General features: G+C 72.6%; 15 protein-coding genes and 1 pseudogene. 3 read left to right on the forward strand and 13 right to left on the reverse strand.

Going from position 1 to position 24,522, the window contains the following annotated elements:
• Nucleotides 1–11: 11 nt before the first annotated feature.
• Genes JOM49_RS18880 through JOM49_RS18890 form a run of 3 tightly spaced genes read right to left on the reverse strand, consistent with a single transcriptional unit; the run spans nt 12 to nt 2,580 of the window.
• Nucleotides 12–848, reverse strand: coding sequence for a GNAT family N-acetyltransferase (locus tag JOM49_RS18880; protein WP_209665605.1), 837 nt, complete (start codon nt 846–848; stop codon nt 12–14).
• The gene (locus JOM49_RS18885; RefSeq protein ID WP_209665606.1) at nt 845–1,738 is read right to left on the reverse strand and encodes a GNAT family N-acetyltransferase; all 894 of its coding nucleotides are present in this window, start codon (nt 1,736–1,738) and stop codon (nt 845–847) included. Before JOM49_RS18885 ends, JOM49_RS18880 begins: the two co-directional genes overlap by 4 nt.
• Complete coding sequence (locus JOM49_RS18890) at nt 1,735–2,580, reverse strand: class I SAM-dependent methyltransferase (RefSeq protein ID WP_209665607.1); 846 nt, start codon at nt 2,578–2,580, stop codon at nt 1,735–1,737. Before JOM49_RS18890 ends, JOM49_RS18885 begins: the two co-directional genes overlap by 4 nt.
• Nucleotides 2,581–2,860: 280 nt before the next feature.
• Here JOM49_RS18890 and rpsA point away from each other — a divergent pair, with 280 nt between their 5' ends.
• Nucleotides 2,861–4,369 carry a 30S ribosomal protein S1 gene (gene rpsA, locus JOM49_RS18895; protein WP_209665608.1) on the forward strand — a complete coding sequence of 503 codons (1,509 nt, stop codon included), beginning with the start codon at nt 2,861–2,863 and terminating at the stop codon, nt 4,367–4,369.
• 528 nt (nt 4,370–4,897) lie between these two features.
• On the forward strand, nt 4,898–6,733 hold the full coding sequence (locus JOM49_RS18900) for an AfsR/SARP family transcriptional regulator (RefSeq protein ID WP_209665609.1): 1,836 nt from the start codon (nt 4,898–4,900) through the stop codon (nt 6,731–6,733).
• On the opposite strand, the gene JOM49_RS18905 is transcribed toward JOM49_RS18900, so the two are convergent.
• The 8 genes from JOM49_RS18905 to JOM49_RS18940 form a co-directional block, all read right to left on the reverse strand.
• Complete coding sequence (locus tag JOM49_RS18905; RefSeq protein WP_209665610.1) at nt 6,703–7,746, reverse strand: class I SAM-dependent methyltransferase; 1,044 nt, start codon at nt 7,744–7,746, stop codon at nt 6,703–6,705. The genes JOM49_RS18900 and JOM49_RS18905 overlap by 31 nt on opposite strands.
• On the reverse strand, nt 7,743–8,873 hold the full coding sequence (locus JOM49_RS18910; RefSeq protein WP_209665611.1) for a glycosyltransferase: 1,131 nt from the start codon (nt 8,871–8,873) through the stop codon (nt 7,743–7,745). The genes JOM49_RS18905 and JOM49_RS18910 overlap by 4 nt, the downstream gene beginning before the upstream one ends.
• Nucleotides 8,870–9,652: an alpha/beta fold hydrolase gene (locus tag JOM49_RS18915; protein ID WP_209665612.1), complete on the reverse strand. Its 783-nt coding sequence runs from the start codon at nt 9,650–9,652 to the stop codon at nt 8,870–8,872. Before JOM49_RS18915 ends, JOM49_RS18910 begins: the two co-directional genes overlap by 4 nt.
• Nucleotides 9,649–9,936, reverse strand: coding sequence for an acyl carrier protein (locus tag JOM49_RS18920; RefSeq protein WP_209665613.1), 288 nt, complete (start codon nt 9,934–9,936; stop codon nt 9,649–9,651). The genes JOM49_RS18915 and JOM49_RS18920 overlap by 4 nt, the downstream gene beginning before the upstream one ends.
• Nucleotides 9,933–13,790 (reverse strand): beta-ketoacyl synthase N-terminal-like domain-containing protein, encoded by a 3,858-nt coding sequence (locus tag JOM49_RS18925; protein ID WP_209665614.1) that lies wholly within the window; start codon nt 13,788–13,790, stop codon nt 9,933–9,935. Before JOM49_RS18925 ends, JOM49_RS18920 begins: the two co-directional genes overlap by 4 nt.
• Complete coding sequence (locus tag JOM49_RS18930; protein WP_209665615.1) at nt 13,787–20,428, reverse strand: type I polyketide synthase; 6,642 nt, start codon at nt 20,426–20,428, stop codon at nt 13,787–13,789. Before JOM49_RS18930 ends, JOM49_RS18925 begins: the two co-directional genes overlap by 4 nt.
• A gap of 278 nt (nt 20,429–20,706) precedes the next feature.
• Entirely contained in the window at nt 20,707–21,342 is a 636-nt protein-coding gene (locus JOM49_RS18935) for a TetR/AcrR family transcriptional regulator (protein WP_209665616.1), read from the reverse strand.
• Nucleotides 21,343–21,384: 42 nt separating this feature from the next.
• Nucleotides 21,385–21,600 carry a hypothetical protein gene (locus tag JOM49_RS18940; protein WP_209665617.1) on the reverse strand — a complete coding sequence of 72 codons (216 nt, stop codon included), beginning with the start codon at nt 21,598–21,600 and terminating at the stop codon, nt 21,385–21,387.
• A gap of 139 nt (nt 21,601–21,739) precedes the next feature.
• Between JOM49_RS18940 and coaE the strand changes: the two are divergent.
• A pseudogene (gene coaE / locus JOM49_RS18945) lies at nt 21,740–22,648 on the forward strand (dephospho-CoA kinase); the annotation flags it as partial.
• Here the strand turns inward: coaE and JOM49_RS18950 are convergent.
• Together JOM49_RS18950 and JOM49_RS18955 are read right to left on the reverse strand one after the other, a co-directional pair.
• Complete coding sequence (locus tag JOM49_RS18950; protein WP_209665619.1) at nt 22,635–23,267, reverse strand: response regulator; 633 nt, start codon at nt 23,265–23,267, stop codon at nt 22,635–22,637. The pseudogene coaE and the gene JOM49_RS18950 sit on opposite strands and share 14 nt — an antisense overlap.
• The gene (locus JOM49_RS18955; RefSeq protein WP_308158787.1) at nt 23,264–24,520 is read right to left on the reverse strand and encodes a sensor histidine kinase; all 1,257 of its coding nucleotides are present in this window, start codon (nt 24,518–24,520) and stop codon (nt 23,264–23,266) included. Before JOM49_RS18955 ends, JOM49_RS18950 begins: the two co-directional genes overlap by 4 nt.
• Nucleotides 24,521–24,522 lie beyond the last annotated feature (2 nt).

Raw genomic sequence — 24,522 nt, forward strand, 5'->3', positions numbered from 1 at the left:
CGGTCGGGTGACTACCGCAACAGCGAAGCCGGACGAACCTCCCAGATCGTCAGGAGCGGCCGGTAGCCCTGCCGGTGCCAGAACACCGACGACAGCGGGTTGGGCGGGTTGTAGTAGAGGTAGGTGCCCGTGGCGCCGCGTTCGCGGAAGTACTCGTGCGTGGTGCCCGCCAGTGCCCGGCCGATGCCGCGCCCGCGCAGTTCGCGTGCCGTGCCGACGTTGTTCAGGTAGCCCCAGCTGCCCAGCGGCAGCAGCTCGGCGGCCCCGGAATCCGCGGTGACGTCCACCCACGAGCAGTCGGCGAGCCCGGCCACGACGCCGTCCACCTCGGCCACCCAGACCGGGGCGGTGCCCTGGTCCAGCTTGCGGCGCAGGTCCGGCGCGAGCACTTCGGCGGTCTCTTCGCGCCGCGGCAGCGCGACCAGGGTGGAGTAGTCGAAGATCTCCAGCGCCAGGTCGAGCGCGGCGTCGAAGTCCTCCGGCCGTGCCCGGCGGATCGTCACGCCGGGGAGCTCGGCGACCGGTTCCGGCGGGGCGGTGCGCACCGCCAGCGCGGTCATCGGGGCGAGCCCGTGGTCCAGGAAGGCGCGGATCGCCTCGGCGTCCCGGCTCGGCCAGGTCACCACGCACGCCGAGTCCTCGCCGGGCGGATCGCGGTCCAGCTCGGCCCGCAGCGCCCGGAGCAGCGCGTCCATGCCCGCGGTCCCCGTGGCGCCGATCTCCGGGAACAGCCGCCACACCTCGGCGGCCGACACCAGCAGCTCCACCGCGCCGGGTTCGTGGCGTTCCCGGTGCAGGACGGCGGACACCCGTTCGCCGGCCGCGGTCACCGCGCGCAGTTCGGTCATGCCCTCATCTCTCCGGCCGGGGTCACGTCCCAGATGGTCCACAAAGGACGATAACCCTGGCGGTGCCAGAACACCGGGGAGAGCGGGTTGCACGGGTTGTAGAAGAGGAAGGTGCCGCGGACACCGGATCGCAGCAGCTCCCGGTGCGCCACGTCGAGCAGCGCCCGGCCGACCCCGGTGCCGCGGGCGTGCTCGGCCACCGACGCGGTGGAGATGTGCCCCCAGCGCCCGCCGGGCAGCCGGTTCGCCAGTGCTCCACCGGCCTCGGGGATCAGGCAGCGGGTGCTCACCATGCCCACGGCCAGCCCCTCCGCCTCGGCGAGCCAGACCCGGCCTTCGACCAGCATGCGGCGCAACCCCGGTTCGAGCAGGGCCGCGGCGTTGTCCAGCACGGTCGCGGTGCCGACCAGCGAGGCGTAGCGCAGTTCGGCGACCTCCAGCGCGAGCAGTTCCTCCAGATCACCCGCGCTCGCCGGGCGCACGACGAGGCCGGGCGGCCGGTGCGGGACCGGCGGCGCCGGACCGGTGCGCACGCCCAGCGCGGTGCGCGGCAGGAAACCGTGCCGCAGCAGCGGCCGGACCACCGGCGCGTCCAGGCTGGGCCAGGCCAGCACGCACGCCGAGTCCGGGCCGGGCCGCTCGGTCAGCAGCCGGATCCGGACCGCGGGCAGCAGGGCCCGCAGGCCGGCCGCGTCCCCGGCGTCGAGCAGCGGGGTGATCTCCCAGGTCCGGGCGGGGGAGAACAGCCGCTCCACGGTGCCCGCCGGGAGCTTGGCCCGGTAGAGGACCGCGGTGACCTCCCGGCCGTCCTCCGGCACGCGGGCGTGGACGCGCTCGCCCGCCGGGGCGCCCGGCTCCGGCAGCAGCGGGTCCAGCCCGGTGAAACTCACCCCGGCTTCCGGGTCCGGAAGATCGCGGTGCCGGGGAAGAGCTTGCCGCGCAGCGGGCTCCACTGGCCCCAGACGCGGGTGTGCCCGGCCGGCCACTCGGGTTCGATCAGGTCGAGCAGTTCCAGCCCGGCGCCGGACAGCGCGCGGATGTAGTCGCCCAGCGTGCGGTGGTACTCCACATAGGTCGCCGAGCCCTCGCCGTCCACTTCGACGTACGGGGTGCGGTCGAAGTACGGCTGGGTGGCGGTCAGCCCGGCGGGGCCGGGGTCGTCCGGGAAGATCCACCGCATCGGGTGGGTGACCGCGAACACCCAGGGCGCGCCCGGCCGCAGCACCCGGTGCACCTCGGCGAAGACCGCCTCGACCGACGGCACGAACGGCAGCGCGCCGAACGCCGAGCAGGCCGCGTCGAAGGTGTTGCCGGCCAGCGGCAGGAACTCCGCGTTGGCCTGGACCAGCGGCACCTCGATGCCGGTGCGGGCGGCGGCTTCGCGGGCGTGGCGCAGCATGCCCGCGGACAGGTCGAGCGCGACGGTGCGCGCGCCCTGCGCGGTCAGCCAGCGGGCGCACGGCGCCGAACCGCAGCCGACCTCGAGCACGCGGCGGCCCGCCACGTCGCCGAGCAGGCCGAGGTCGGCCTCGCGCAGTCCCTCGGGGCACCAGAGGAAGTCGGCCTCGCCGAGGAACTCGCCGTGGGTCTCGAGGTACTGGTCGGCGTCGGCGTCCCACCAGGCCAGGTTGGCCGCGGCGGCCTCCGAGGAGCCCACCTCGCGGTAGGCGACGGCGGCGGTGCCGAGGCGTTCTTCGGCGCGTTCGTGACGATCAGCCGGCGGGGAGTTCACCGGCCCATCCTCCCCCAGGTGCCATAGCCGACGACGTGTGTGGACCCTGTTTGTGCCGCGCCCGGTGGGCCGCGTACGATACTCACTAGCGCAGTGGGTTCGCGCTACCTCTCCCTCCGGCGTGCAGCTGGGGTCCGGGTCGCGCACCGCCGTCGGTGATGCACGTGGCCGATCTTCTTCGGGAATTCGGGAACGCCGCAGAATCGTTCGTCCGGCAGCCCGGTGCGCGCGCAAACAGCAAACCTACTATCCCCAAGCCGTTACCGGAGCAACCCGCCTAATGACCATCGACACCGCCACCGCCCCGACTGCGTCCACCCCGCAGCAAGTCGCCATCAACGACATCGGGTCGGAGGAAGACTTCCTCGCCGCCATCGACAAGACGATCAAGTACTTCAACGATGGCGACATCGTCGAAGGCACCATCGTCAAGGTCGATCGCGACGAAGTGCTGCTCGACATCGGGTACAAGACCGAGGGCGTCATCCCCTCGCGTGAGCTGTCCATCAAGCACGATGTCGACCCGGCCGAGGTGGTCACCGTCGGCGACGAGGTCGAGGCCCTCGTTCTCCAGAAGGAGGACAAGGAAGGCCGCCTCATCCTCTCCAAGAAGCGCGCGCAGTACGAGCGCGCCTGGGGCACCATCGAGGAGCTCAAGGAGAAGGACGAGCCGGTCAAGGGCACCGTCATCGAGGTGGTCAAGGGCGGCCTGATCCTGGACATCGGCCTGCGCGGCTTCCTGCCCGCGTCGCTGGTCGAGATGCGCCGCGTGCGCGACCTGCAGCCCTACGTCGGCCGCGAGCTCGAGGCGAAGATCATCGAGCTGGACAAGAACCGCAACAACGTGGTCCTGTCCCGCCGCGCCTACCTGGAGCAGACCCAGTCCGAGGTGCGCAGCGAGTTCCTCAACGCGCTCGCCAAGGGCCAGGTCCGCAAGGGTGTCGTGTCCTCCATCGTCAACTTCGGTGCCTTCGTGGACCTGGGTGGCGTCGACGGCCTGGTGCACGTCTCCGAGCTGTCCTGGAAGCACATCGACCACCCGAGCGAGGTCGTCGAGGTCGGCCAGGAGGTCACCGTCGAGGTGCTCGACGTGGACATGGACCGCGAGCGCGTGTCCCTGTCGCTGAAGGCCACCCAGGAAGACCCGTGGCGCCAGTTCGCCCGCACCCACGCGATCGGCCAGATCGTGCCGGGCAAGGTCACCAAGCTCGTCCCGTTCGGTGCGTTCGTGCGCGTCGAGGAGGGCATCGAGGGCCTGGTGCACATCTCCGAGCTGGCCGAGCGCCACGTGGAGATCCCGGAGCAGGTCGTGCAGGTCAACGGCGACGTGATGGTCAAGGTCATCGACATCGACCTCGAGCGCCGCCGCATCTCGCTGTCGCTGAAGCAGGCCAACGAGGGCTTCACCACCGAGTCCGAGTTCGACCCGACGCAGTACGGCATGGCGGCCGAGTACGACGACCAGGGGAACTACATCTACCCCGAGGGCTTCGACCCGGACACCCAGGAGTGGCAGGAAGGCTTCGACAAGCAGCGCGAGGAGTGGGAGCGGCAGTACGCCGAGGCCCACACGCGCTACGAGGCCCACATGAAGCAGATCGCCAAGGCCGCCGAGCAGGACGCCGAAGCCGCCGCCAACGCGGCGACCGGGGTCGACCCCTCGAGCAGCGGTGGCGAGCAGAGCTACACCTCCGCTCCGGCCGACTCCGGCTCGAAGAGCACCGGCGGCACCCTCGCCTCCGACGAGCAGCTCGCGGCGCTCCGCGAGAAGCTCTCCGGCGGCGCGTGAGCTGACGCCTGAACCACCACAGAACCCCGGGACCCGCTTTGGGTCCCGGGGTTCTGTGTCTTTGGCCTCGGCTCCGCCGAGGCGGGGAGGTCGCTTTTGAGCCGACGCCCGGGCCGCACACGGCTCACGGCCTTGGGGGCCGCGATCCGCGTCCGACCCGGGCGTCGGCGCGACCTCCCGGGTGCATGAGCGGTCGTGTCCCCGAGCTCGTCGGTGTGGTGGGAAAGGGTCGCTGCGGGCGCTTGGCGAAGCCGCCACACGCGCGGTCCGGCTCACCCGTTCGCGGTAGTTGGGCCGATCGGCTCACGTGTGTTCACGTGAGCCGGATGGGTTGTCACGTTCCCTGATGGTGGGAAATTTGCCCGCGATCAAGTATTCACTAGTGTGCGTTCCGTGGTGATTTTGATGGACGCGGCCCCGATCCGGCGTAATACTCAGGGATGACAGCCGGACGGCCGGTTGTCGTCACCCGCACCGACGGTGCCGCGGGGTTGTCGGATCTTCGGACCGCTGATTCGGGGTGGGTGAATGACTGTCGGCGTGCGTGTCCTCGGGGAGCTCGAGGTCGTGCGTGATGGCCTGGTGGTCACGCCTTCGCAGCCGAAGGTGCGCCAGTTGCTCGCGCTCCTCGCGGTCAACTGGAACAAGGTGGTCCGCACCGAGCAGCTCCGCGCCGAACTCTGGGGCACCAGCCCGCCGCCCAAGGCCAGCACCACCCTCCAGGTCTACGTCTCCAACATCCGCCGCATGCTGGCCGGTGAGCCGCGTTCGGCGAGCGGCACCGTGGTGCACCGCCCCCGCGTCGGCTACGCGCTGAACCTCCCGGAGCACACGCTCGACATCGCGCGCTTCACCGAGCTGGCCCGCTCCGGCCGCGGCGAACTCGACGCCGGACGGCTCGAAGAGGCCTCGGCCGCCTTCCGCGGCGCGCTGGAGGAGTGGCGTGGCGGCCCGCTCTGCGACCTCGACCCCGGCGAGGTGCTCGCCCCGCACGTGACCCGGCTGCGGCAGGAACGCGCGGCCGTGCTGGAGCAGCGCATCGAGGTCGACCTGGTGCTGGGCCGTCACCTCGAGCTGATCGGCGAGCTGCGGGTGCTGGTGCAGGAGTACCCGACCCACGAAGGCCTGCACGCGAAGCTGATGCTGGCGCTGCACCGCTCGGGCATGCGCTCGGAAGCGCTGAGCGTGTTCCAGCGGCTGCGCGTGAGCCTCATCGACCAGCTGGGTCTGGAGCCGAGCGCGTCGACCCGCCGGTTGCACCAGGAACTGCTCGACGGCGAGGTCAAGCAGGACCAGCCGCCCGGCACCGGCTCGGTGCGGCGCGCCAAGTCGTGGTGGCACCCGCCAGCCCAGCTGCTGCCCGATCCGGTGGACGTCGTCGGCCGCGACGCGGAGCGCGAGCGGATCGTCGGCGAACTGCGTGGTGCCTCGAAGCTGACCGTGGTCACCGTGGCCGGTGGGCCGGGGGTCGGCACGTCCACCCTCTGCGCGCACGTGGCGAACCAGGTGCGTGAGTCCTTTCCGGACGGTCAGGTGTACGCGGACCTGCTGGCCCATGGCTCACCCGGCGAGGTGCTGGCCGGGTTCCTGCGCGCGATCCGCGGCCCGGACTGCTGGCTGCCCGCGAGCGAACAGGAACGCGCCGACCTCTTCCGCAGCTGGACCGCCCGGCACCGCATGCTGGTCGTGCTGGACAACGTGGCCGGTGCCGAGCAGCTGGACCTGCTGCGGCCCGGCGGTGAGGGCAGCGCGGTGCTCGCCGGGTGCCGCCGCCGCATCGCCGACCCGGCCGGGGTGCCGGTGGCCCTGCGGCCGCTGTCCGGCGAGGATTCCCTGCGGTTGCTGGGTTCGATGATCGGCACGCAGGTGGACCGGGAGCCCGCCGCCGCCGCCGAGCTGGCCGAGTTGTGCGGTGGCCTGCCCGCGGCGCTGATCGGCGCGGCGACGCGGCTCGCGCTGCGGCCGCACTGGTCGATCTCGCGGGTGGTGCACCGCCTGCGTGCGCCGGGGGAGCGGCTCGGTGAGCTGTCCGCCGGCCGCCTCGACCTGCTCGCCAGCGTCGAGCGGACCTCCTCGCTGCTCGACGCCGACCAGTCGGACGCCTTCCAGCGGTTCGCCGGCCTGTTCGCCCCGGCGGTCTCGGTGCCGGAGTTCGCCCGCGCCTGCCTGATAGGCGAGCGGCTGGCGGAGTCACGGCTGGAGCAGCTGGTCGAAGCGCAGCTCGTCGAGGTCGAGGAGAACCGCCCGCAGCCGGGCACCGGCTACTTCAGCTACCGCATGCACCCGCTGATCCGGCTGGCCGCGCTGGCCATCGGCGAACGCGGCCAGCACGGTCAGGAAGCCTTGCGCGCGACGATCCGGTAGGCGTTGGACAGCCGGGCGCGACCGGCGAACGGGCGCACCACCCGGTCCGCGAGCGCGGCCAGCACCACGCCGAGCGCCCCGGCCAGCAGCACGGCACCACGCGCGAACCGGCGTGCCCGCCCAGGGGAACGCGGGTGCCATGGCGCGTCCTCGCGTGGGGCGAGGTCGTCGAGCGTGAGCCACGCGGCGGCCACCAGGTCGATCGGGTCGTGGGCTTCGGCGCGTTGTTCGAGCACCACGGTGAATCCCTGCGATTCGAGCCGCTGCCGCAGGTTCGCCAGCGGGACGAAGTGCAGGTGCTGCGGCTGGAGCCACGGGAGCCAGCGGCGGCCGAGCAGCCGGGCGTACCGGCTTTCCGGGTCCGGTACCTCGATCACCAGGTGACCGCCGGGCCGCAGCACCCGGTGCGCGGCGTCGAGTTCGGCCTGAGGCGCGGTGCTGTGCTCCAGGTAGTGGTACATGCTGACCACGTCGTAGGTGCCTGCCAGCTCGTCGGCCAGTTCGGCGAACAGCCCGCGGTAGCCGGTGGACACCCGCCCGTGTTCCTCCGCCAGCTTCACGCCTTCGCTGAGGTCGAGCCCGTCGAACCGGGTCTCCGGGAAGACCGCGCGGGCGGACTCGCAGAAGTGGCCGTGCCCGGTGCCGACGTCGAGCCAGGTTTCCGGCCGCACCAGCCCGGAAACCGCCTGCGCGCGACCGAGGTAGGTCTTCTCGCGGCCTTCGAACTGCCCGGCGAGCTGCTTTTCGCCGAGCCCGTCGTAGAAGTCGCGGTAGTAGAACTCCAGCCCGGCCGGGTTGAGCCGCGGGTTCTGGAAGATGTGCTCGCAGTCCGAGCACCGGTCGAGGGTGAACTCGCCGGGTTTGTGCTGGAGGAAGTCGCGGGTGCGCAACCGGACGGCCAGCCGGTCCGACGAGCACCACGGGCACCGTTCGGCCCGGGGTTCGAAGAACCGGTCGAGCCCGTCGGCGAGCTCGGCCTGGTACCCCGGTCGCAGCCGGTCGATCTCGGTCATGCGCGCACTCCCGCCATGGTCAAGGATTCGAGTTCGGTGGCCGCGGCGGCGGCCCCACCGGCCGCGCGGAAGGACCGCCCGATCCGCGCCGCGTTCGCCCGCATGCCGCTGCCGGGGTCGAGCACCGTGCTGATCGCGATCCGCAGGTGCTCGGCGGTCGCCTTGGTGAACCGCACCCGGACGCCCGCGCCCGCCTCGGCCACCTGCTCGGCGATCACCGGCTGGTCGTCCCGGATCGGCGCGACCACCAGCGGCAGGTCGTGCCACAGCGTTTCGCAGACGGTGTTGTGCCCGCCGTGGCACACCACCGCGTCCATCTTCGGCAGCAGCGCCAGTTGCGGCAGGTAGGGCCGCGACAGCACGGTGTCCGACGAGGGGATCGCCCCGGCCGGGTCGGCGAGCACGGCTCGCACCCCGGTGGCGGCGCACTCGGCGAGGAAGCGCGTACCGGCGTCGACGTTGGCCGTGCCGAGGGTGACCAGCACGGTCGGGCGGTGGTCCAGCCACTCCCACGGGAAGTCCACTGTGGACTCGCGGTCGCCGATGGAGGGCCCGACGAACCGCACGCCGCGCATCTCACCGGCCAGTTCGGCGGTGGTGAAGGCGACCACGCCGTGCGGGGAGAAGCGCGGATCGGCGGTGCCGCCCGGGTCACCGATCGCGGTGCGCAGCCCGGCGAGCCGGTCGAGCACCCAGTCCCGCACCTTGGGCATCGACGCGAGCGGATCGGTCAGCTCGGCGGAGGTGGTCGCCGAGGTCAGCCACGGCAGCCCGAGGCGTTCGGCGATGAGCCCGCCGGCCACGGCCTGCTGGTCGACCAGCAGCGCGTCCGGCCGGAAATCCTCGATCGCCGCCTCCACGCCCGGCGCCATCGCCGCGGCCAGCGGCAGGAAACCCTCTTCCCACAGGAACTTCAGGGCTGCGGCCCCACGCAGCTCGGGCGGTCGCGGGGTGGCGGTGGGCAGCGCGCAGTCGTAGGTGCGGACGGCCCCGGCGAGCCTGGTGATCAGCTCGCCGTGCCCGGCCCACGCCACCTCGTGCCCGCGCCGGGTCAGCTCGGCGGCCACCCCGACCACCGGGTTGACGTGGCCCACGAACGGCGGCACCACCAGCAGGAACCGGCTCATCCGGCGTCCACCAGCGAGTGCTCGCGGACCCAGCCGAGCACCAGGTCCCTGGTCAGCTCGGTGCGTTCCACCAGCACCGAGTGCTGCTGCCCGGGCACCACCACGGTGCGGCAGACCGGCAGCAGGCCCTCGAGCACCGGTGCCTGCGGGGCCAGGTCCGATTCGGCGCCATAGATCGCCAGCACCGGCGTGGTCACGGCGCCGATCTCCTCGGGGGTGAGCACCGCGCTGGCCGGGATGTCGTCGGCGAGCGTGCTCGACCGCAGCATCCGCCCGGCCGACCGCGCGAGCCTGCTGGTGTGGGCGCCGTGGTTCGCGGTGATCCACTCGAAGGCCGCTTCCTCGGCCAGCTGGTCACGCGCCCGGCCGAGGTTCACCCCCATCTTCGCCGCCCAGGCCGGGGTGGCCGGCTCGGATTCGATCATCGTCACCGAGGCCACCCGGTGCGGCAGCCGCGCGGCGAACCCGAAGGCGATGGTGCCGCCGAAGGAATTGCCGACCAGGTGCACGGGCGCGGTCACGGCCAGCTCGTCAAGCAGCGCGACGAGGTCGTCCACGAAGGTCTCGAGCCGGTACCCGCTCGGCGGGCGCTCGCTGCGGCCGTGCCCGCGCAGGTCGTACATCACCACGTCGTGCCCGGCCGCGGCGAACGCCGGGCCGAGGGTGAAGTAGTAGCTGGCCAGGCTGTCGGTGCCGAGGCCGTGCAGGAACACCACCGGCGCGCGGTCCCGGCCGAGGCGCTGGACGTGCACGCCGATGCCGTTGGCGGTCAGCTTCACCGGGCCGCTCCCGCCAGCGACCCCGACACGTGCGTCACCAGCGCGCCCACGGTCAGCCCGATGATCTCGTCCAGCTCCAGGTCCGCGAGGAACTCGGCGAAGTTGACCCGCCCGCCGTAGCGTTCCTCCAGCTGCCCGGCCAGCGCGACCAGGTCGATGCTCTCCATCTCCAGGTCGTCGGTGAACCGGGTGTCCATGCCGATCTCCACGTCCCCGGTGCCGTACTCGGCCAGCACCACCTCGATCATCTCGGTGAGCTCGGCGAGGATGCGCTCTTCGGTCATACCCCCACTCCTTCCTCCGCCGCCTGCGCGGCGATCCGGTCCAGCGCGGTGCCGCCGGGGTCGACCATGGCGACCGCCGTGGTGCCGTGGCAGGCCGCGGCGACGGTGATCGGCGGCAGCACGCGCCCGTGTGCCCCGGTGACCGTGTTTTCGCCGGTGACCTGGATTTCGGCGGGGAACAACTCGCCCTCGCCGCGGCCCCAGAGCCACCACCGCACGGCGTCCTTGATCGCGATCCGCTTCAGCAGCCACTGCCGCTTCTCACGCGGCGGCACCTGGTCGTAGTCCGCGCGCTCGGCCTTGCCGAGGTGGTTGCGCATGATCAGTTCGCGGGAAGCCAGGTCCGGCCACTGCTCGCGCAGCACCACCCAGCCACCCTCGTCGGGCACGGAAAGCGTGTTGCGGCTGGGGAAGCGGTCCGCCGCCCTGGTGTGCGGGCTGCTGTCGAACCGGCGGTCGCGCCAGCCGGCGATCTCCGCCCACACCCGGCCACCGGCCGAGAGCTGCACGTCGGCGTCCAAAGTGGACTCGGTCAGCCCGGTGACCCGGATGAGGCAGTCGAGCCGCTCGCCGGGGGCCGGGTGCCGGCCGAAGAACCGGATCTGCCGCATGTGCACCGGGAACACCACGTCCCGTTCCGGGTGGTGCGTGATGATCCAGTACCCGAGCAGCTGGCCGACGTTGTCCAGCAGCGCCCCCGGCGCGGGCGGGGTGGTCAGCACCCCGCGCACGTGGTTCGGCCCGATCGCGGTCAGCTCCGAGACGCCTTGGAACCGCGGACCGTGGAACATCCAGTTCTCGTCGTACAGCTGGGCCGCGGTCATGTGCGGCGGGCCTTCGGGCCCCGGCTGCCACAGCGCGCGCGGCGCCGGGTACGCGGTGGCCAGTTCGACCACGGCACGGGCGTACCCGGTGAGCTCCACCGCGACCTGACCAGGCGCGGTGACCTTGACCGACACCGGGATCTTGGTCGCCGGGATGGCGGCGAGCCAGCGCGACAGGCGGACGTCGTGCACCCCGATCGCCCTGGTGCCGGGCACGGCCCGCTCGGCGAACTCGATCAGGTGCTGGATCACCGTGGTGGCCGGCACGATCGGCCAGCGGTCCTCCAGCTCCGGCCAGTCGTCCCGCTGCCGGAAGAAGCAGTGGTCGGCCAGGTAGGGCATCTCGGCCACCGAGACCCGCAGGGTGGGTGGTGCGGTCGCGGCGAGCAGTTCGGCCGCGGTGTTCGCGGTTTCCCGCATCAGCGCGGAGAGCTCGGTGGCGATGGGGTGGTCCAGCGCGGCCAGCGCGTCCGGGTCGGACCGGCGGCCGAGGTCGAGCCGTACCGAGTTGCCGAGGCGCACCGGCGGGGTGTCCAGGTTGATCGGGACCCCTGGCCGGCGTTCCAGGAGGTCGGGCTGCGCGCCTTCGACCCACAGCGCCAGCGCGACTCGGCGCAACTGCGCGAGCCCCGGGCGTTTGGCCGAGTTCGCCGCGATGACCAGGTGCTCGGTCCCGGCCAGCGTGTCGGCGATCAGCGAGCCGACCTGTCCGGCGCCGAGCTGCACGAACGCGCGGAACCCGGCCGCGTGCATGGCCTCGATCATCGGCCGGAACCGCACCGGTTCGAGCAGGTGCCGCAGGAACAACTCCCGCACCTCCTCGTCCGCTTCCGGGAACTCCGAGGCGGTGGTCGCCGACCAGACGGGCACGTTCGGCCGGTGCAGCTCGAACCGGTCGGCCGCGGCCCGGATCGGGCCGAGGTACGGCTCCAGCATCGGTGTGTGGAAACCCGAGCGGAACGGCAGCACCTGGCTGATCACCCCGGCCGCGCGCATGGTCGCCACGAGTTCGCCCACCGGCCCGGCCGGGCCGCAGACCATCGCCTGCTTGGGCGCGTTGTCGTGGGACAGCACGACTTCCGGCGGCAGCACCTCGCTGACCCGCTCGGCCGACGTGCCGATCACCGCGAACGCGAGGCCCGGTACCTGCAACCCGGCCGGGTCGAACGAACCCAGGAATTCGTCCACAGCGGACTGGTCGTAGATGCCACCGCAGGCCATCGCCGTCCACTCGCCGACGCTGTGCCCGGCCACCGCGTCCGGGACCACGCCCATCCGCCGCAACGCCGAATCCAGCAGCCTGCCGAGCTGGAAGACCCCGGCGCCGTGACTGCCGAGCACCGACACGTCCGGTGCCGACCACGGCAGGCCGAAGTGCTTCGCCACATCGGTGACGTGGGGGTCGAACTCGGCTTCCAGGCCGGGGAAGACGAAGGCGAGCCTGCCGCCGGAGGACAGCAGCGGCTCCGGGGTGAACCAGATGTCGTTGCGCCCACGCCATGGCTTGCCCCTGGCGACAGCCTTCCTGGCCGTGGCCAGTCGTTTCGGGGTCGGGTCGGCGACGCCCAGCCGGACCGGGCCGGTGCCGCCGGTCTCCGGCTCGCCGTCCAGCAGCCGGGCCAGTTCGTCCACAGTGGATGCGGCCAGGCGCAGAGTCCGTTCCGGTTCGCGGACTTCGACCACCGGCGCGGGCCGGGCAGCCTGTTCGAGCACGACGTGGGCGTTGATGCCGCCGAAGCCGAACGCGTTCACGCCCGCGAGCCGGTGACCCGTCCATTCCTCGGTGGTCCCGGTGGTCCGGAAGCGGGTCCCGGCGAGGCCGGGGTGCGGGTCGTCGCAGTGCAGGGTCGGCGGCAGCACGCCGTGGTAGACCGCGAGCGCCGCCTTGACCAGCCCGGCGACCCCGGCGGCCGGCATGGTGTGCCCGATCATCGACTTCACCGAGCCGAGCACCGCGCGCGGGCCGTCGGCCGGGCCGAACACCTCGGCGAGCGTGGCCAGTTCGGCGCCGTCCCCGGCCGGGGTGGCGGTGCCGTGGGCCTCCAGCAGGCCGATCGACGCCGGGTCGAGATCGGCGGCCTGCCACGCCGCCCGCACGGCGGTGACCTGCCCGCCCGAGTCCGGGTTGACCAGGCTGGCGGTGCGCCCGTCGCTCGCCACGCCGGTGCCGCGGACGACCGCGTAGATCCGGTCGCCGTCGCGTTCGGCGTCGGCGAGCCGCTTGAGCACGACCACGCCGGTGCCCTCGCCGATCAGGATGCCGTCGGCGTCGCGGTGGAACGGCCGGATGCGCTCGCTCGGGGAAAGCGCTTTGAGCTGGGAGAACACGCTCCACAGGGTGATGTCGTGGCAGTGGTGCACGCCGCCCGCGAGCATCAGGTCGCAGCGGCCGCTCGCCAGCTCACGCACCGCGTGGTCCACCGCGATCAGCGAGGACGCGCACGCGGCGTCCACTGTGTACGCCGGGCCGCGCAGGTCGAGCCGGTTCGCCACCCGGGACGCGGCCAGGTTCGGCACCAGGCCGATCGCGGACTCGGGGGAGTGCGGCCCGAGCGCGTCGGTGAACGCCGAGCGCACCCGGTCCAACTGGTCGGCGCCAAGGTCCGGCAGCAGTTCGGTCAGCGTCCTGGTCAGCTGGGTGGCCGTGCGCACGCGCTGGTCGAGCCGGACGAGGCCGGGCGTGAGGTAGCCACCGCGGCCGAGGATCACCCCGGTGCGCTGCGGGTCCGGCAGCCGGCCGCCCGCGTCGGCGAGCGCTTCGGCGGCGACCCGGAGCGCGATCAGCTGGTCGGGTTCGGTGCCCGGCACGGAATTCGGCATGATGCCGAAGCTCGTCACGTCGATCTCGGCACCGGAGACGAAACCGCCACGACGGCAGTAGACCTCGCCGTCGGCTTCCCAGCGGCCCTCCGGTACCTCGCTGATCGCGTCCACGCCGCCGGTGATGTTGCGCCAGTAGGTCGCCAGGTCCGGTGCGCCGGGCAGCAGTACCGACATGCCGACGATGGCCACGGGCGTCACGACGCTCACCACTCCGACGCGCTGTAGACCACGGACCGCGCGGAGTCCTCGCCCCAGGCCAGTTCACGCAGGAGGGCGAGCGCGCCTTCCTCCTGGTCGATCAGCTCCACCCCGCGCCGCTGGTAGGAGCGCATCAGCTCGGGCGAGACCATGCCACCGTGCGTACCGCCGGGTGCCCACGGTCCCCAATGGACGGTCAGGGCCCGGCGTTCCGCGGTGGACCAGCGGCGCCCGAGTGCTTCGAGCGCGTCGTTCGCGGCGGCGTAGTCGCACTGGCCTCGGTTGCCGAGCACCGCGGCGATGCTGCCGAACAACACCGCGAACCGCGGCGCCACCGGGAGTTCGGTCCCGGCGGCCAGCAGCGCGCGTGCACCGTCCACTTTGGTGTCGAAGACCCGGCGGAAGGACTCCGGGTCCTTCTCGGCCAGCAACTTGTCCTCGATCACCCCGGCCGCGTAGACCAGGCCGTCGAGCCTGCCGTGCTCGGTGTGGACCTCCTTGACCAGCCGGTGCACGGCTTCGGCATCCCGGACGTCGAGCGCGTGGTAGCGGGCCTGGCTGCCCAGCTCGGCCAGTTTCGCCAGTGTGGCCGCGACTTCGCGCTGGGCGAGGATGCGGTTCGCCGTGCGGTCGACCTCCGGCAGCGTGAGCCCGGGCGCGGCGAGCGCGGACCGCAGTTCGGCCAGGGTGGTGGCCGACGCGGTCGCCGGATCCTCCGGTTCGGTCGGCAGCGTTGTGCGTCCGACGAGTTCGATGCGGCAGCGGCTCGCCGCGGCCAGCGTCTCGGCGAAGTGCGCGGTGATGCCCCGGCCACCGCCGACCAGCAGCACCACGGATTCGGAGTCCAGCCCCAGCGCGGCGGCCTCGGCCGCGCCATCCCCGGCGGGCCCGGCGCCCGTGGTGCCGAGCAGGCCCAATGGCTTTTCCACCAGTTCCAGCGACTGCCGGGCGCCAGGGGAGCGCAGTACGACCGGAGCGCCCTCGCCGGTCAGCAGTTCGGCCAGGACGGCGTCGGCCGGGTCCTCGCCGTCGACCTCGACCAGCCGGACCGTGGTCTCGGGATATTCGCGGGCGAGGGTGCGGAAGAAGCCGCGCAGGCCGTCGGTGCGCTCGGTCAGCCCGGCGGGCACGGCCGAGATCAGCGTGCCCGGACGGCCCGCCAGTTCCGCGCGGAAGGTGGCGAAGGCCTCGGGGAAGAGCGGATCCGTGCCGGTGAACCCGTCGAGGTGCACCACGATGTCCACAGTGGAGCCGGATCGGGCGCCGTGCTCGGTGAGCAGGGCGGTCAGCCGGTCGGCGTGGTCGCCGCCGCCGAGTACGCGGAAGGTCCTGCCTTGGAGGAGATTCGGCGCGGCCGGGGTGCCGGTCAGCGCGGCGGGCACGAGTTCGTACCGCTTGGGTGCGATGCCTGCCGGGGCCGGTTCGTCGCCGGAGAGCTTGGCCTTGAGCAGTTCGGCGATCGCGGCTGCGGTACGTGCCTTCGAAAGCTCCTCGAGTTCCTCGTCGGAGCCGGAGGTGAGTCCGAGGCGTACCGCGAGTTCTCCGGCGATTTCGGCGCGTTTGATGGAGTCGACGCTGAGGTCGGCTTCGAGGTCGAGGTCGGGTTCGATCATGTCGGCGGGGTAGCCGGTGCGTTCGCCGATGATCTCTACGACGGCTCGCATGACGTCGACGGTGGCGGCTGGTGCCGGTGTGCTGCCTCCGGCGAGCTTGGTTTCGAGCAGGTCGGCGATGGCGGCCGCGGTGCGGGCTTTCGAGAGTTCTTCGAGTTCTTCGTCGGAGCCGGAGGTGAGTCCGAGGCGTACCGCGAGTTCTCCGGCGATTTCGGCGCGTTTGATGGAGTCGACGCTGAGGTCGGCTTCGAGGTCGAGGTCGGGTTCGATCATGTCGGCGGGGTAGCCGGTGCGTTCGCCGATGATCTCGACCACGGCCTGCATCACGTTCACCGCGGCGGAAGGGGCCACCGGTGCCGGAGCCACCAGCACGGGTTCGGGGACGGCGACCGGCGCGGGCAGCGCGACCGGGGGCACGCCCTGGCGCGTACCGAGGTAACCGAGCAGGACGTCACGTTGCGCCGCGACCATCTCGCGGCTGCTGCGCAGGAATTCGGCGATGAGCGCGTCGGGGCCGGTCACGCTGGTCTCCTCCGTGGTGAGCTTGACTCGCTGGGCGGGCCGCAGGGCGCCCGCCGGGATGCTGCCGTCGGCGGTGCGCACCAGTTGCCCGTCGACCGTCCACCCCGGACGCTTCGCCGGTGGCGCGCTCACCGCGTCCCGGCCGTCGACCAGGTGGCTCGCGGTCACCTCGACCCCGGCGAGCGCCAGCCGGGCCAGCGCCTCCAGGAAGCCGCGCAACCCGCCGTCGCAGGTGACCGTCTGGTGTGGACGGTTGCCGAGCACCGCCGAGGTGAGCTTGGTGAGCACCGATCCCGGCCCGGCTTCGACGAAGACCCGGGCACCGGCGGCGTACATCGCCTCGATCTGCTCGGCGAACCGCACCGGGGCGCCGATCTGCGCGGCCAGTTCGGCCCGGATGGCGTCCGGGCCGTCCGGGTACTCGGCCGCCGTGCGGTTCGACCACACCGGCAACTCGGGCACGCCGATCTCGTGGGCGGCCAGCACCTGAGCGAACCGTTCCCCAGCTTCGGCGACGAGCGGGCTGTGGAAGGCGCAGGCGACCGGGAGGCGTTTCGCGCTGAACCCGGCTTCCCGCAACAGGCCGATCGCCTTCTCCACCTCTGCCGTCGGCCCGGAGATGACCGTCTGCTCCGGCGAATTCCGGTTCGCGGTGACCACCGTGCCGAGTTCGGCGAGCGCGGCGTCCACCGCGTCGGCACCGGCCGAGACCGCGGCCATCGTGCCCGGGTCGTCCCCGGTCGCGGCCAGGATCGATTCGGCACGCGCGGCCGACAACTCCAGCAGCGCCGCCGGTTCGAGGGCACCCGCCACGCTGAGCGCGACCAGTTCGCCGTAGCTGTGCCCGGCGGTCATCGCCGGACGCACGCCCGCTTGCCCGAGCAATTCCGCGACGGCGAGTCCCGCGATGCCGAGGACCGGCTGCGCGACGCGGGTGTCGGTGATCGCCGCCTTGCGCGCGGCTGCCGACTCGCGGTCGAAGTCGGCGGGCGGGAACAACTCGCGCAGCCACCGCTCGCCGAGGTGGAGGTACCGGCGCAGTTCCGGGAAGGCGACGAAGAGTTCGGCGAGCATGCCGGGCTTCTGGCTGCCCTGCCCGGGGAACAGGAAGGCCACCGGTCCGGTGACCGCCGGTTCCGGCACGGGTTCACCCAACCGCGAGATCAGCTCACCGACACTGCTCGCGACCACCGCGATCCGGATCGGGCCGGTTCGCGTGTCCGACCGGTGGGCCGCGACCAGCGCGAGGTCGCGCAGCCGCCACTGCCCGGTCCGCGCCTGCTCCAGCAGTTTGCCCGCGTCGGCGGGGTCGCGGAACAGGAACAGCTCGGCCGGCCACGCGTCCAGCGTGTGCTGGGGCGGCGGGCCGTCGTCGTGGGCGGTCAGCACGGCGTGGAAGTTCGTGCCGCCGAAGCCGAACGCGCTCACCCCGGCGATCCGCTCCGCCGAGCCCCACGGGCTGGGCTTGGCGTGGAACTCGAAGGGGCTGGTCTCCGGCTCCCAGGCCGCGTTCGGCCGGCTCAGGTGCAGCGTCGGCGGCTTGACCCCGGTGTGCAGCGCCAGGGCCGCCTTGATCAGCCCGGCCAGGCCCGCCGCGCACTTGGTGTGCCCGATCTGGGACTTCACCGAGCCGAGTGCGCAGCTCGAAGGCTCCGCACCCGCCTCGCGGAACACGGCGGTCAGCGTGGCCAGTTCGGTGCGGTCGCCGACCACCGTGCCGGTGCCGTGCGCCTCGACCAGCCCGACCGACGCCGGGGAAATGCCCGCCGAGGTGTACGCGCGCTCCAAAGCTGCGCGCTGTCCTTCCGGCCGAGGTGCGGTGAGCCCGAGCGAACGCCCGTCGCTGGCACTGCCGACACCCTTGACCACGGCGTAGACCCGGTCGCCGTCGCGTTCCGCATCGGACAGTCGCTTGAGGACCAGGCAGGCCACGCCCTCGCCGAGCGCGATGCCGTCGGCGGAGTCGTCGAAGGTGCGCGAGCGGCCGGTCGGCGACAACGCGTGCACCGAGGAGAAGAGCACGTAGTCGTTGATTCCGTTGTGCAGGTCGGCGCCACCGCAGAGCACCACGTCGCTCGTACCGGACACGAGTTCCTTGCAGGCCACGTCGAGCGCGGCGAGCGAGGAGGCGCAGGCGGCGTCCACGGTGTAGTTCGCGCCACCGAGGTCGAGCCGGTTCGCGATCCGCCCGGCGATCACGTTCGCCAGCATGCCGGGGAAGGAGTCCTCGGTCAGTTCGGGCAGCTGCCCGGCCAGCGCGGGCGGCACCTGGTCCACATAGGACGGCAGCACCGCGCCGAGGGTGGTCGCGTTCGACAGGTCACTGCCCGCTTCGGCGCCGAAGACCACCGAGGTGCGGGCGCGGTCGAACACGCCGAGCGCGGCGTCGTCCAGTGCCCGCCGCGCCGCCTCCAGCGCGAGCAGCTGCACCGGTTCGATGTTGCCCAGCGACGCGGGCGGGATGCCGTAGCGCAGCGGGTCGAAGGGGATCTCCGGCAGGAAGCCGCCCCATTTGGACTTGCTGGCGCCGGAGTCGTAGTGCACCGCGGGATCCCACCGGTGCGGTGGTACTTCGGTGACGGAATCGGTGCCGTTGAGCACGTTCGCCCAGAATTCGGCGAGGTCGGCGGCGCCGGGGAACATGCCGGCCATGCCGACGATAGCCACGTCCAGTGGCTGGGCCACCCGCTCCGGCCGGTCCGCCCGGCGCAGCAACCGCGCGCGCTCGGCCAGGAACCCGGCGGCACCCGTGCTGACGGACTCGTGCAGCCGCGCGATGGTGGTCACCGCGGACCGCAGCACGGCCACCTCACCGGCCATGAACATGCCTTCGGCGAGCTGGCGGTCTTCGCCGACCTGCCGCAGTTCGTCCCCGACGCGTTCGACGCCCTTGCTGGCCAGCCGCAGCCTGCCGACGTTGAGCTGTTCGAGCTCGGCCCACGCCTGCTTGTCCGGCACGCCGTCGGCCCGCAGCCGGTCGCGGATCCCGGCGAAGTCCTCGGTGAACGGGCTGCGCACGCAGCGGGTCGCGTGCCCCGGCGCGGTTTCCAGCAGGGCGGTCCCGGTCGCGGCGACCACCTCCCGCTGGAACGCGGGCAGGATCGCGCCCTCGGCCACGGCTTCCTCGGTGAACAGGTACGCGGTGCCCATCAGCACGCCGAACTTCGCGCCGCGCCCGGTCAGGGGCGCGGCCATCGCGGCCACCATCGCCGCCGACCGCTCGTCGTGGATGCCCCCGGCGAAGTAGACCTCCACACCGTCCAAGTCGGCCTCGGCCAGCAGCGTGTCGAGCTGGGCCTCCCACAGCGGGAAGCTGGTGCGCGGACCCACGTGCCCACCGCATTCGGCGCCCTCGAAGATGAACCGCTTGGCGCCCGAACGCAGGAACTGGGCCAGCAGCCCGGGGGACGGCACGTGCAGGTAGGTGCGGATGCCCGCCGCTTCGAGCGCGGACGCCTGCGCGGGACGGCCACCGGCCACGATGGCGTGCGTCGGCCGCAGCTCGTGCACGGCTTCGAGCTGCGCGGACCGGGTCTCCTCCGGGGCGAAGCCCAGCACGCCGACGCCCCACGGCCGGTCGCCGACCGCCGCTTTGGTGCGGTCGAGCAGTTCCCGCGTCTGGTCGCGGCCGGACAGGGCCAGTGCGACGAACGGCAGTGCGCCCGCTCGGGCCACCGAAGCGGCGAATCCGGCGCGATCGCTCACCCGGGTCATCGGTCCCTGCGCGATCGGCAATTGCGCGCCGAACTCCGCGCCGACGCTTTCCACCGCGTCGCGAATACCGCGGACCGCGGCACGCACGGTGCCCCAGCGACCGGCGAATTTCGCCGCGAGAAAGCCGTCCTGCCCGATTTCCAGGGTGTGCCCGCCGCGGCTGAGCACCCGGCGGCCGTCGACCACGGTGGTCTCCGAACCGTCCATTCCCCTGAGCGCGGCGGCGATTCCGGCGGGCAGCCCGGTTTCGGGGAACAACGCGAGCTGGGAATCGAGCACCACGCCGGCGGCGCCACCGACCATCGCGGCGACGGCGGTCCGCGGCCCGATCCCACCGCAGGCCCACACCGGCACCCCGGTGGCCGTGACGAGCCGCTGCAGCAGGACGAACGTGCTCAGTTCACCGACCACACCGGCGCATTCGTGGCCGCGCGCGATCAGCCCGTGCGCACCCTCGTCGATGGCACGCAGCGCTTCGTCGAGGCTGGTCACCTCGGCCAGCACCTGGCGTTCACCGGCTGTTTCCGAGACGTCCCAAGGAGAATCCGGGCCGAGCACCACGGTGCGCGCCCGTTCGGGCAGGTCGGCGGGCCGCAGCGGACAGCCGGGGACCGGCCGCACGCCGAAGTCACCGGTGGTCCAGTCGACCAGGCGGCCGAGGTCCGGACGGGCCCGGGCGCCGAGTTCCAGCACACCGAGCGCGCCGGCCTGACCGGCCGCCGCGGCGAGCCGGGCACTGGGAAAGCCGCGGGGGCCGAGCGCGAGAACGGCGGAGCCGGCCGCCGATCGGGTAGTCACCGAATTCACCCCTAAATTCCTCAGTGGTGGGACGAGTGATGGGACGAGTGGTGGAACGAACTGCTGTGAGTTCTGCCGGAAAACATCACTCGTGAGTGGCGGCGATGATTCTCAGATGTGTGATGCCGGGTCAATTTAGGTGGCTTGCTACCGGCGAGTCAATGGTCTTGACCTGCGGGTCAAGCCGCGACCAAGCGGCGGCCAAGTGCTTGGCAAGCGTTTGTCAAAACGCCGTATATTTTCCGTGTGACCCCGACGTCAACAATTCATGAATCCGGTCAGGCGGAGAACCGGGCGTCCAGGCCGCAGGTGATGGCGCCCACCCCGGCGCGGTAGATCTCCTCGCGCGCCCGCTCGTCCGGGGCGACGAACCACCCCTGGAGCTGCGTGCGCGCGGCGTTGGTCAGCTCCACGCTGATCAGCCCGTGCATCGTGGTCCAGAGCAGGTAGGCGTACTGCCTGCCGTCCTCTTCGGACGCCTCGGCCGGGCGCGCCCGCTCGATCACCTGGGTGAAACTGGCGCGCAACACGCTCAGCCGCAGCGCCGGGTCCGGATCGAAATCGGCCACCGGGCGCTCGAACATGAACGCGTACCTGGCCGGGTTCTCCAGTGCGAACCGGCGGTAGGTCAGCGCGAGTTCGAGCACATCCCGCGCGCGGTCACCGGTGCGTGGTGGCAGCGCGGCGAAAGCGGAGTCGAGCTGCTCGAAGGCCCGTTCGTACAAGGCGTCGAGCACCCCGGCGCGCCCGCCGAACCGGCTGTACACCCCGATGGTGGAGGAACCGGCGGCTTCGGCGAGGTTGCGCACGGTCAGCCCGGCCACGCCCTGTTCGGCCAGCACCCGGATGGCGGCGCGCAGGAAGCGTTCCCTGGTCTCGGCGGCCGACCGCGCCGCGCCCTCCCGTGCCGCCATGCTGTCCCCGTTTCCTCGGCCCCGCCGGGGAAACATACTTCATCAGATGGGGGCGGGCGCCCACCCGCGGTCGATCGTGGCGGCGGCCCTGGCGCGGCGCTTCAGCCCGGCCAGGCTGTGCTTCGCGGGTACGAGCAGGGCGGTGAGCCAGGTGCGGCGGTACTCCACCAGCGCCTCGGCCACCGGCCGGTGGCGGACGCAGTGGGCCAGGCCCGGGGTGCCGAGCCGGTGCCGTCCGACGTGCTTGCTCGCGCGCATCGTGCCTCCGTGGATCGATCACCGGCACCGTACGCACGGCGCCCGGCGAGCCCGGGTAGTGACACGGACCGTCACCCACATCGGTTCGGTAACGGCCACTCGCGGTGGCGCGGGGAAACCGGCCTGGTTGAATGCGGCCATGCTGCGTGTGGGGCTGACCGGCGGGATCGGGGCGGGCAAATCGACGGTGGCGACCCGGCTCGCCGAGCACGGGGCGCTGGTGATCGACGCCGACCGGATCGCCCGCGAGGTGGTCGAGCCGGGTACCGACGGGCTGGCCGAGGTGGTGGCCGCGTTCGGTGAGGACGTGCTGGCCGAGGACGGTTCGCTGAACCGGCCCGCGCTGGCCGCCAAGGCCTTCGCCGACGACGAGTCGCGGCGGCGGCTCAACGCGATCGTGCACCCGCGGGTGGGCGCGCGGACCGCGGAACTGATGGAGCGGGCCGCCCCCGACGGCATCGTGGTGCACGACGTGCCGCTGCTGGTGGAGAACGGCCTCGCCGCGCACTACCACCTGGTGCTGGTGGTCGACGCCGAGCCGGAGGTCCGGGTGCGGCGGCTGGTCGAGGCCCGCGGCATGGCCGAGCCGGACGCCCGCGCGCGGATCGCCGCGCAGGCGGACACCGAGCAGCGCCGCCTGGTCGCCGACGTCTGGCTGGACAACGGCGGGGCCCCGGACATCGTGCTGTCCGAAGTGGACGCGCTGTGGGCCGACCGGATCGTGCCGTACGAGGCGAACGTCCGGTTGCGCCGGGTGCGCCCGCTGCCCTCGCTCAAGCCGGTGCCCTACGACGACTCCTGGCCGGTGCAGGCCGAGCGGGTCATCGCGCGGGTGCGCGCCGCCGTCGGCCCCAAGGGCGAGAACATCGAGCACATCGGCCCGACCACCGAGCCGGGCACCGAGGCACCCGACGTCATCGACCTGCGGCTCACCGCGAACGCCGACGTGACCGACGAACTGGCGAACGCCGGCTTCCCGCACGACCCGGAGGACCCGCCCGGCCTGCACCGCAGCGCCGACCCGGGCCGCCCGGTCACCCTCGCCGTGGTGTGAGCAGCCCGCGTTCGTAGGCGACCGCCACCGCCGCGGCCCGGTCCTTCACCCCGAGCTTGGCGTAGACGTGCAGCAGGTGCGTCTTGACCGTGGCCTCGCTGATGAACAGCTTCACCGCGGCCTCCTTGTTCGTCGACCCCCGCGCGATCAGCCCGAGGACCTCCAGCTCGCGCCCGCTCAGCGGCTCCCGCGCCGGGGCGCGCATCTGCGCCATCATCCGGCTGGCCACCGCGGGGGAGAGCACCGACTCGCCCCTGGCCGCCGCCCGCACCCCGCGGAACAGGTCCTCCCTCGGGGAGTCCTTGAGCAGGTAACCGGTGGCGCCCGCTTCGATCGCGGGCAGCACGTCGGAGTCGGTGTCGTAGGTGGTCAGCACCAGCACCCTGGCGGGATTGCCGCGTCTGGCCAGTTCGGTGATCGCGGCGACCCCGTCCACGCCGGGCATCCGCAGGTCCATCAGCACCACGTCCGGGCGCAGCCGCTCGGCCAGCTCGATCGCCTCCGCGCCGTGGGCCGCCTCCCCGAGCACCTCGAACCCGTGCTCGGCGGTGAAGATGCCACGCAGGCCGTCGCGGACCACCGGGTGGTCGTCGGTGATGAGCAGGGTGATCATCGGTCCTCCGCCGCGGTGATGGCGGGCAGGTTCACCGAGATCGCCGTGCCCCCGCCCGGTTCGGACTCCACCACCAGCGTGCCGGCCAGCCGCTCGGCGCGGTGGCGCATCCCGCTGAGCCCGTAGCCGTCCGGCCGCGGGCTGCCCGGGTCGAAGCCGCGCCCGTCGTCGCGCACGTCCAAGGTCACCTGGTCCTCCATGTAGGACAGTGTCAGCCCGGCCCTGCCCGCCGCGGCGTGCTTGTCCACATTGGTCAGTGCCTCCTGGGTGATCCGCAGCAGGGTGGCCTCCACCTCGGGGTGCAGCGGGCGCACGGTACCGGTGGTGGTGACCTCGATGGGCACGCGGGCGCGGTCGGCCCAGCGCCCGGCCACCCCGCGCAGCGCCTCGGGCAACTGGGCGGTGTCCAGTGCCTCCGGCCGCAGCGCGTGCACCGCGCGCCGCGCCTCGGCGAGGTTCTCCCTGGCCAGCGCGGTCGCGGTGGCCAGGTGCCGCTCCTGCTCGACGGGATCGCTGCGGGCGGCTTCGAGCTGGGTGATGATGCCGGTGAAGCCCTGCGCCAGGGTGTCGTGGATCTCGCGGCTCAGTCGCTGCCGCTCGTCGAGCACCCCGGCCTCCCTGGCCTGGGCGAGCAGCTGCCGGTGCAGCCCGGCGTTCTCGGTCATCGCCGCTTCCAGCCGCTCCAGCGCCTCCCGCCGCTTGGCGCTCTGCTCCAGCAGCTTGTCGGCCATCAGCGAGCCACCGCCGATGGCCAGCGTCTGCACCACGACCACCGGCAGGAACAGCTCGGGGCTGTTCCACAGCGTCTCCTCCGGCCCGCCGCCAGCCACGCTGTTGATCAGCACCGAGGTGACCGCCAGCCCGGCCCACATCGCCCACAGCGGCCGCAGGCGCAGCGCGTGGAAGAAGCCGACGATCATGAACAGCAGGTAGGGCACCTCGCGCGCCATCAGCACCGCGGCCAGCACCAGCACCCCGGTCAGCGAGAGCAGCGGCAGCAACCTCCCGGCCGGCCGGAACCGCCTCGGCAGCGTGTCGGTCAGCGCCACCCAGCACAACGCGGCCCCGGCCAGCGCCAGCGTGACGCGCTGGTGCGCGGCGGGCTGCTCGGAGGAGAACAGGTGGATCAGCACCCCGAGCCCGAGCATGAAGTAGGGGAACGCCTGCTCCACCCGGTTCGGCCACGGCCCCCAGTTCGCCGTCGTGTCCTCGGACACGCCGACCCAGCTCGGCGGCTCCTGCTTGCTCCCCACCC

Origin of the sequence: Amycolatopsis magusensis, assembly GCF_017875555.1 — a bacterium.
Taxonomy (GTDB): domain Bacteria; phylum Actinomycetota; class Actinomycetes; order Mycobacteriales; family Pseudonocardiaceae; genus Amycolatopsis; species Amycolatopsis magusensis.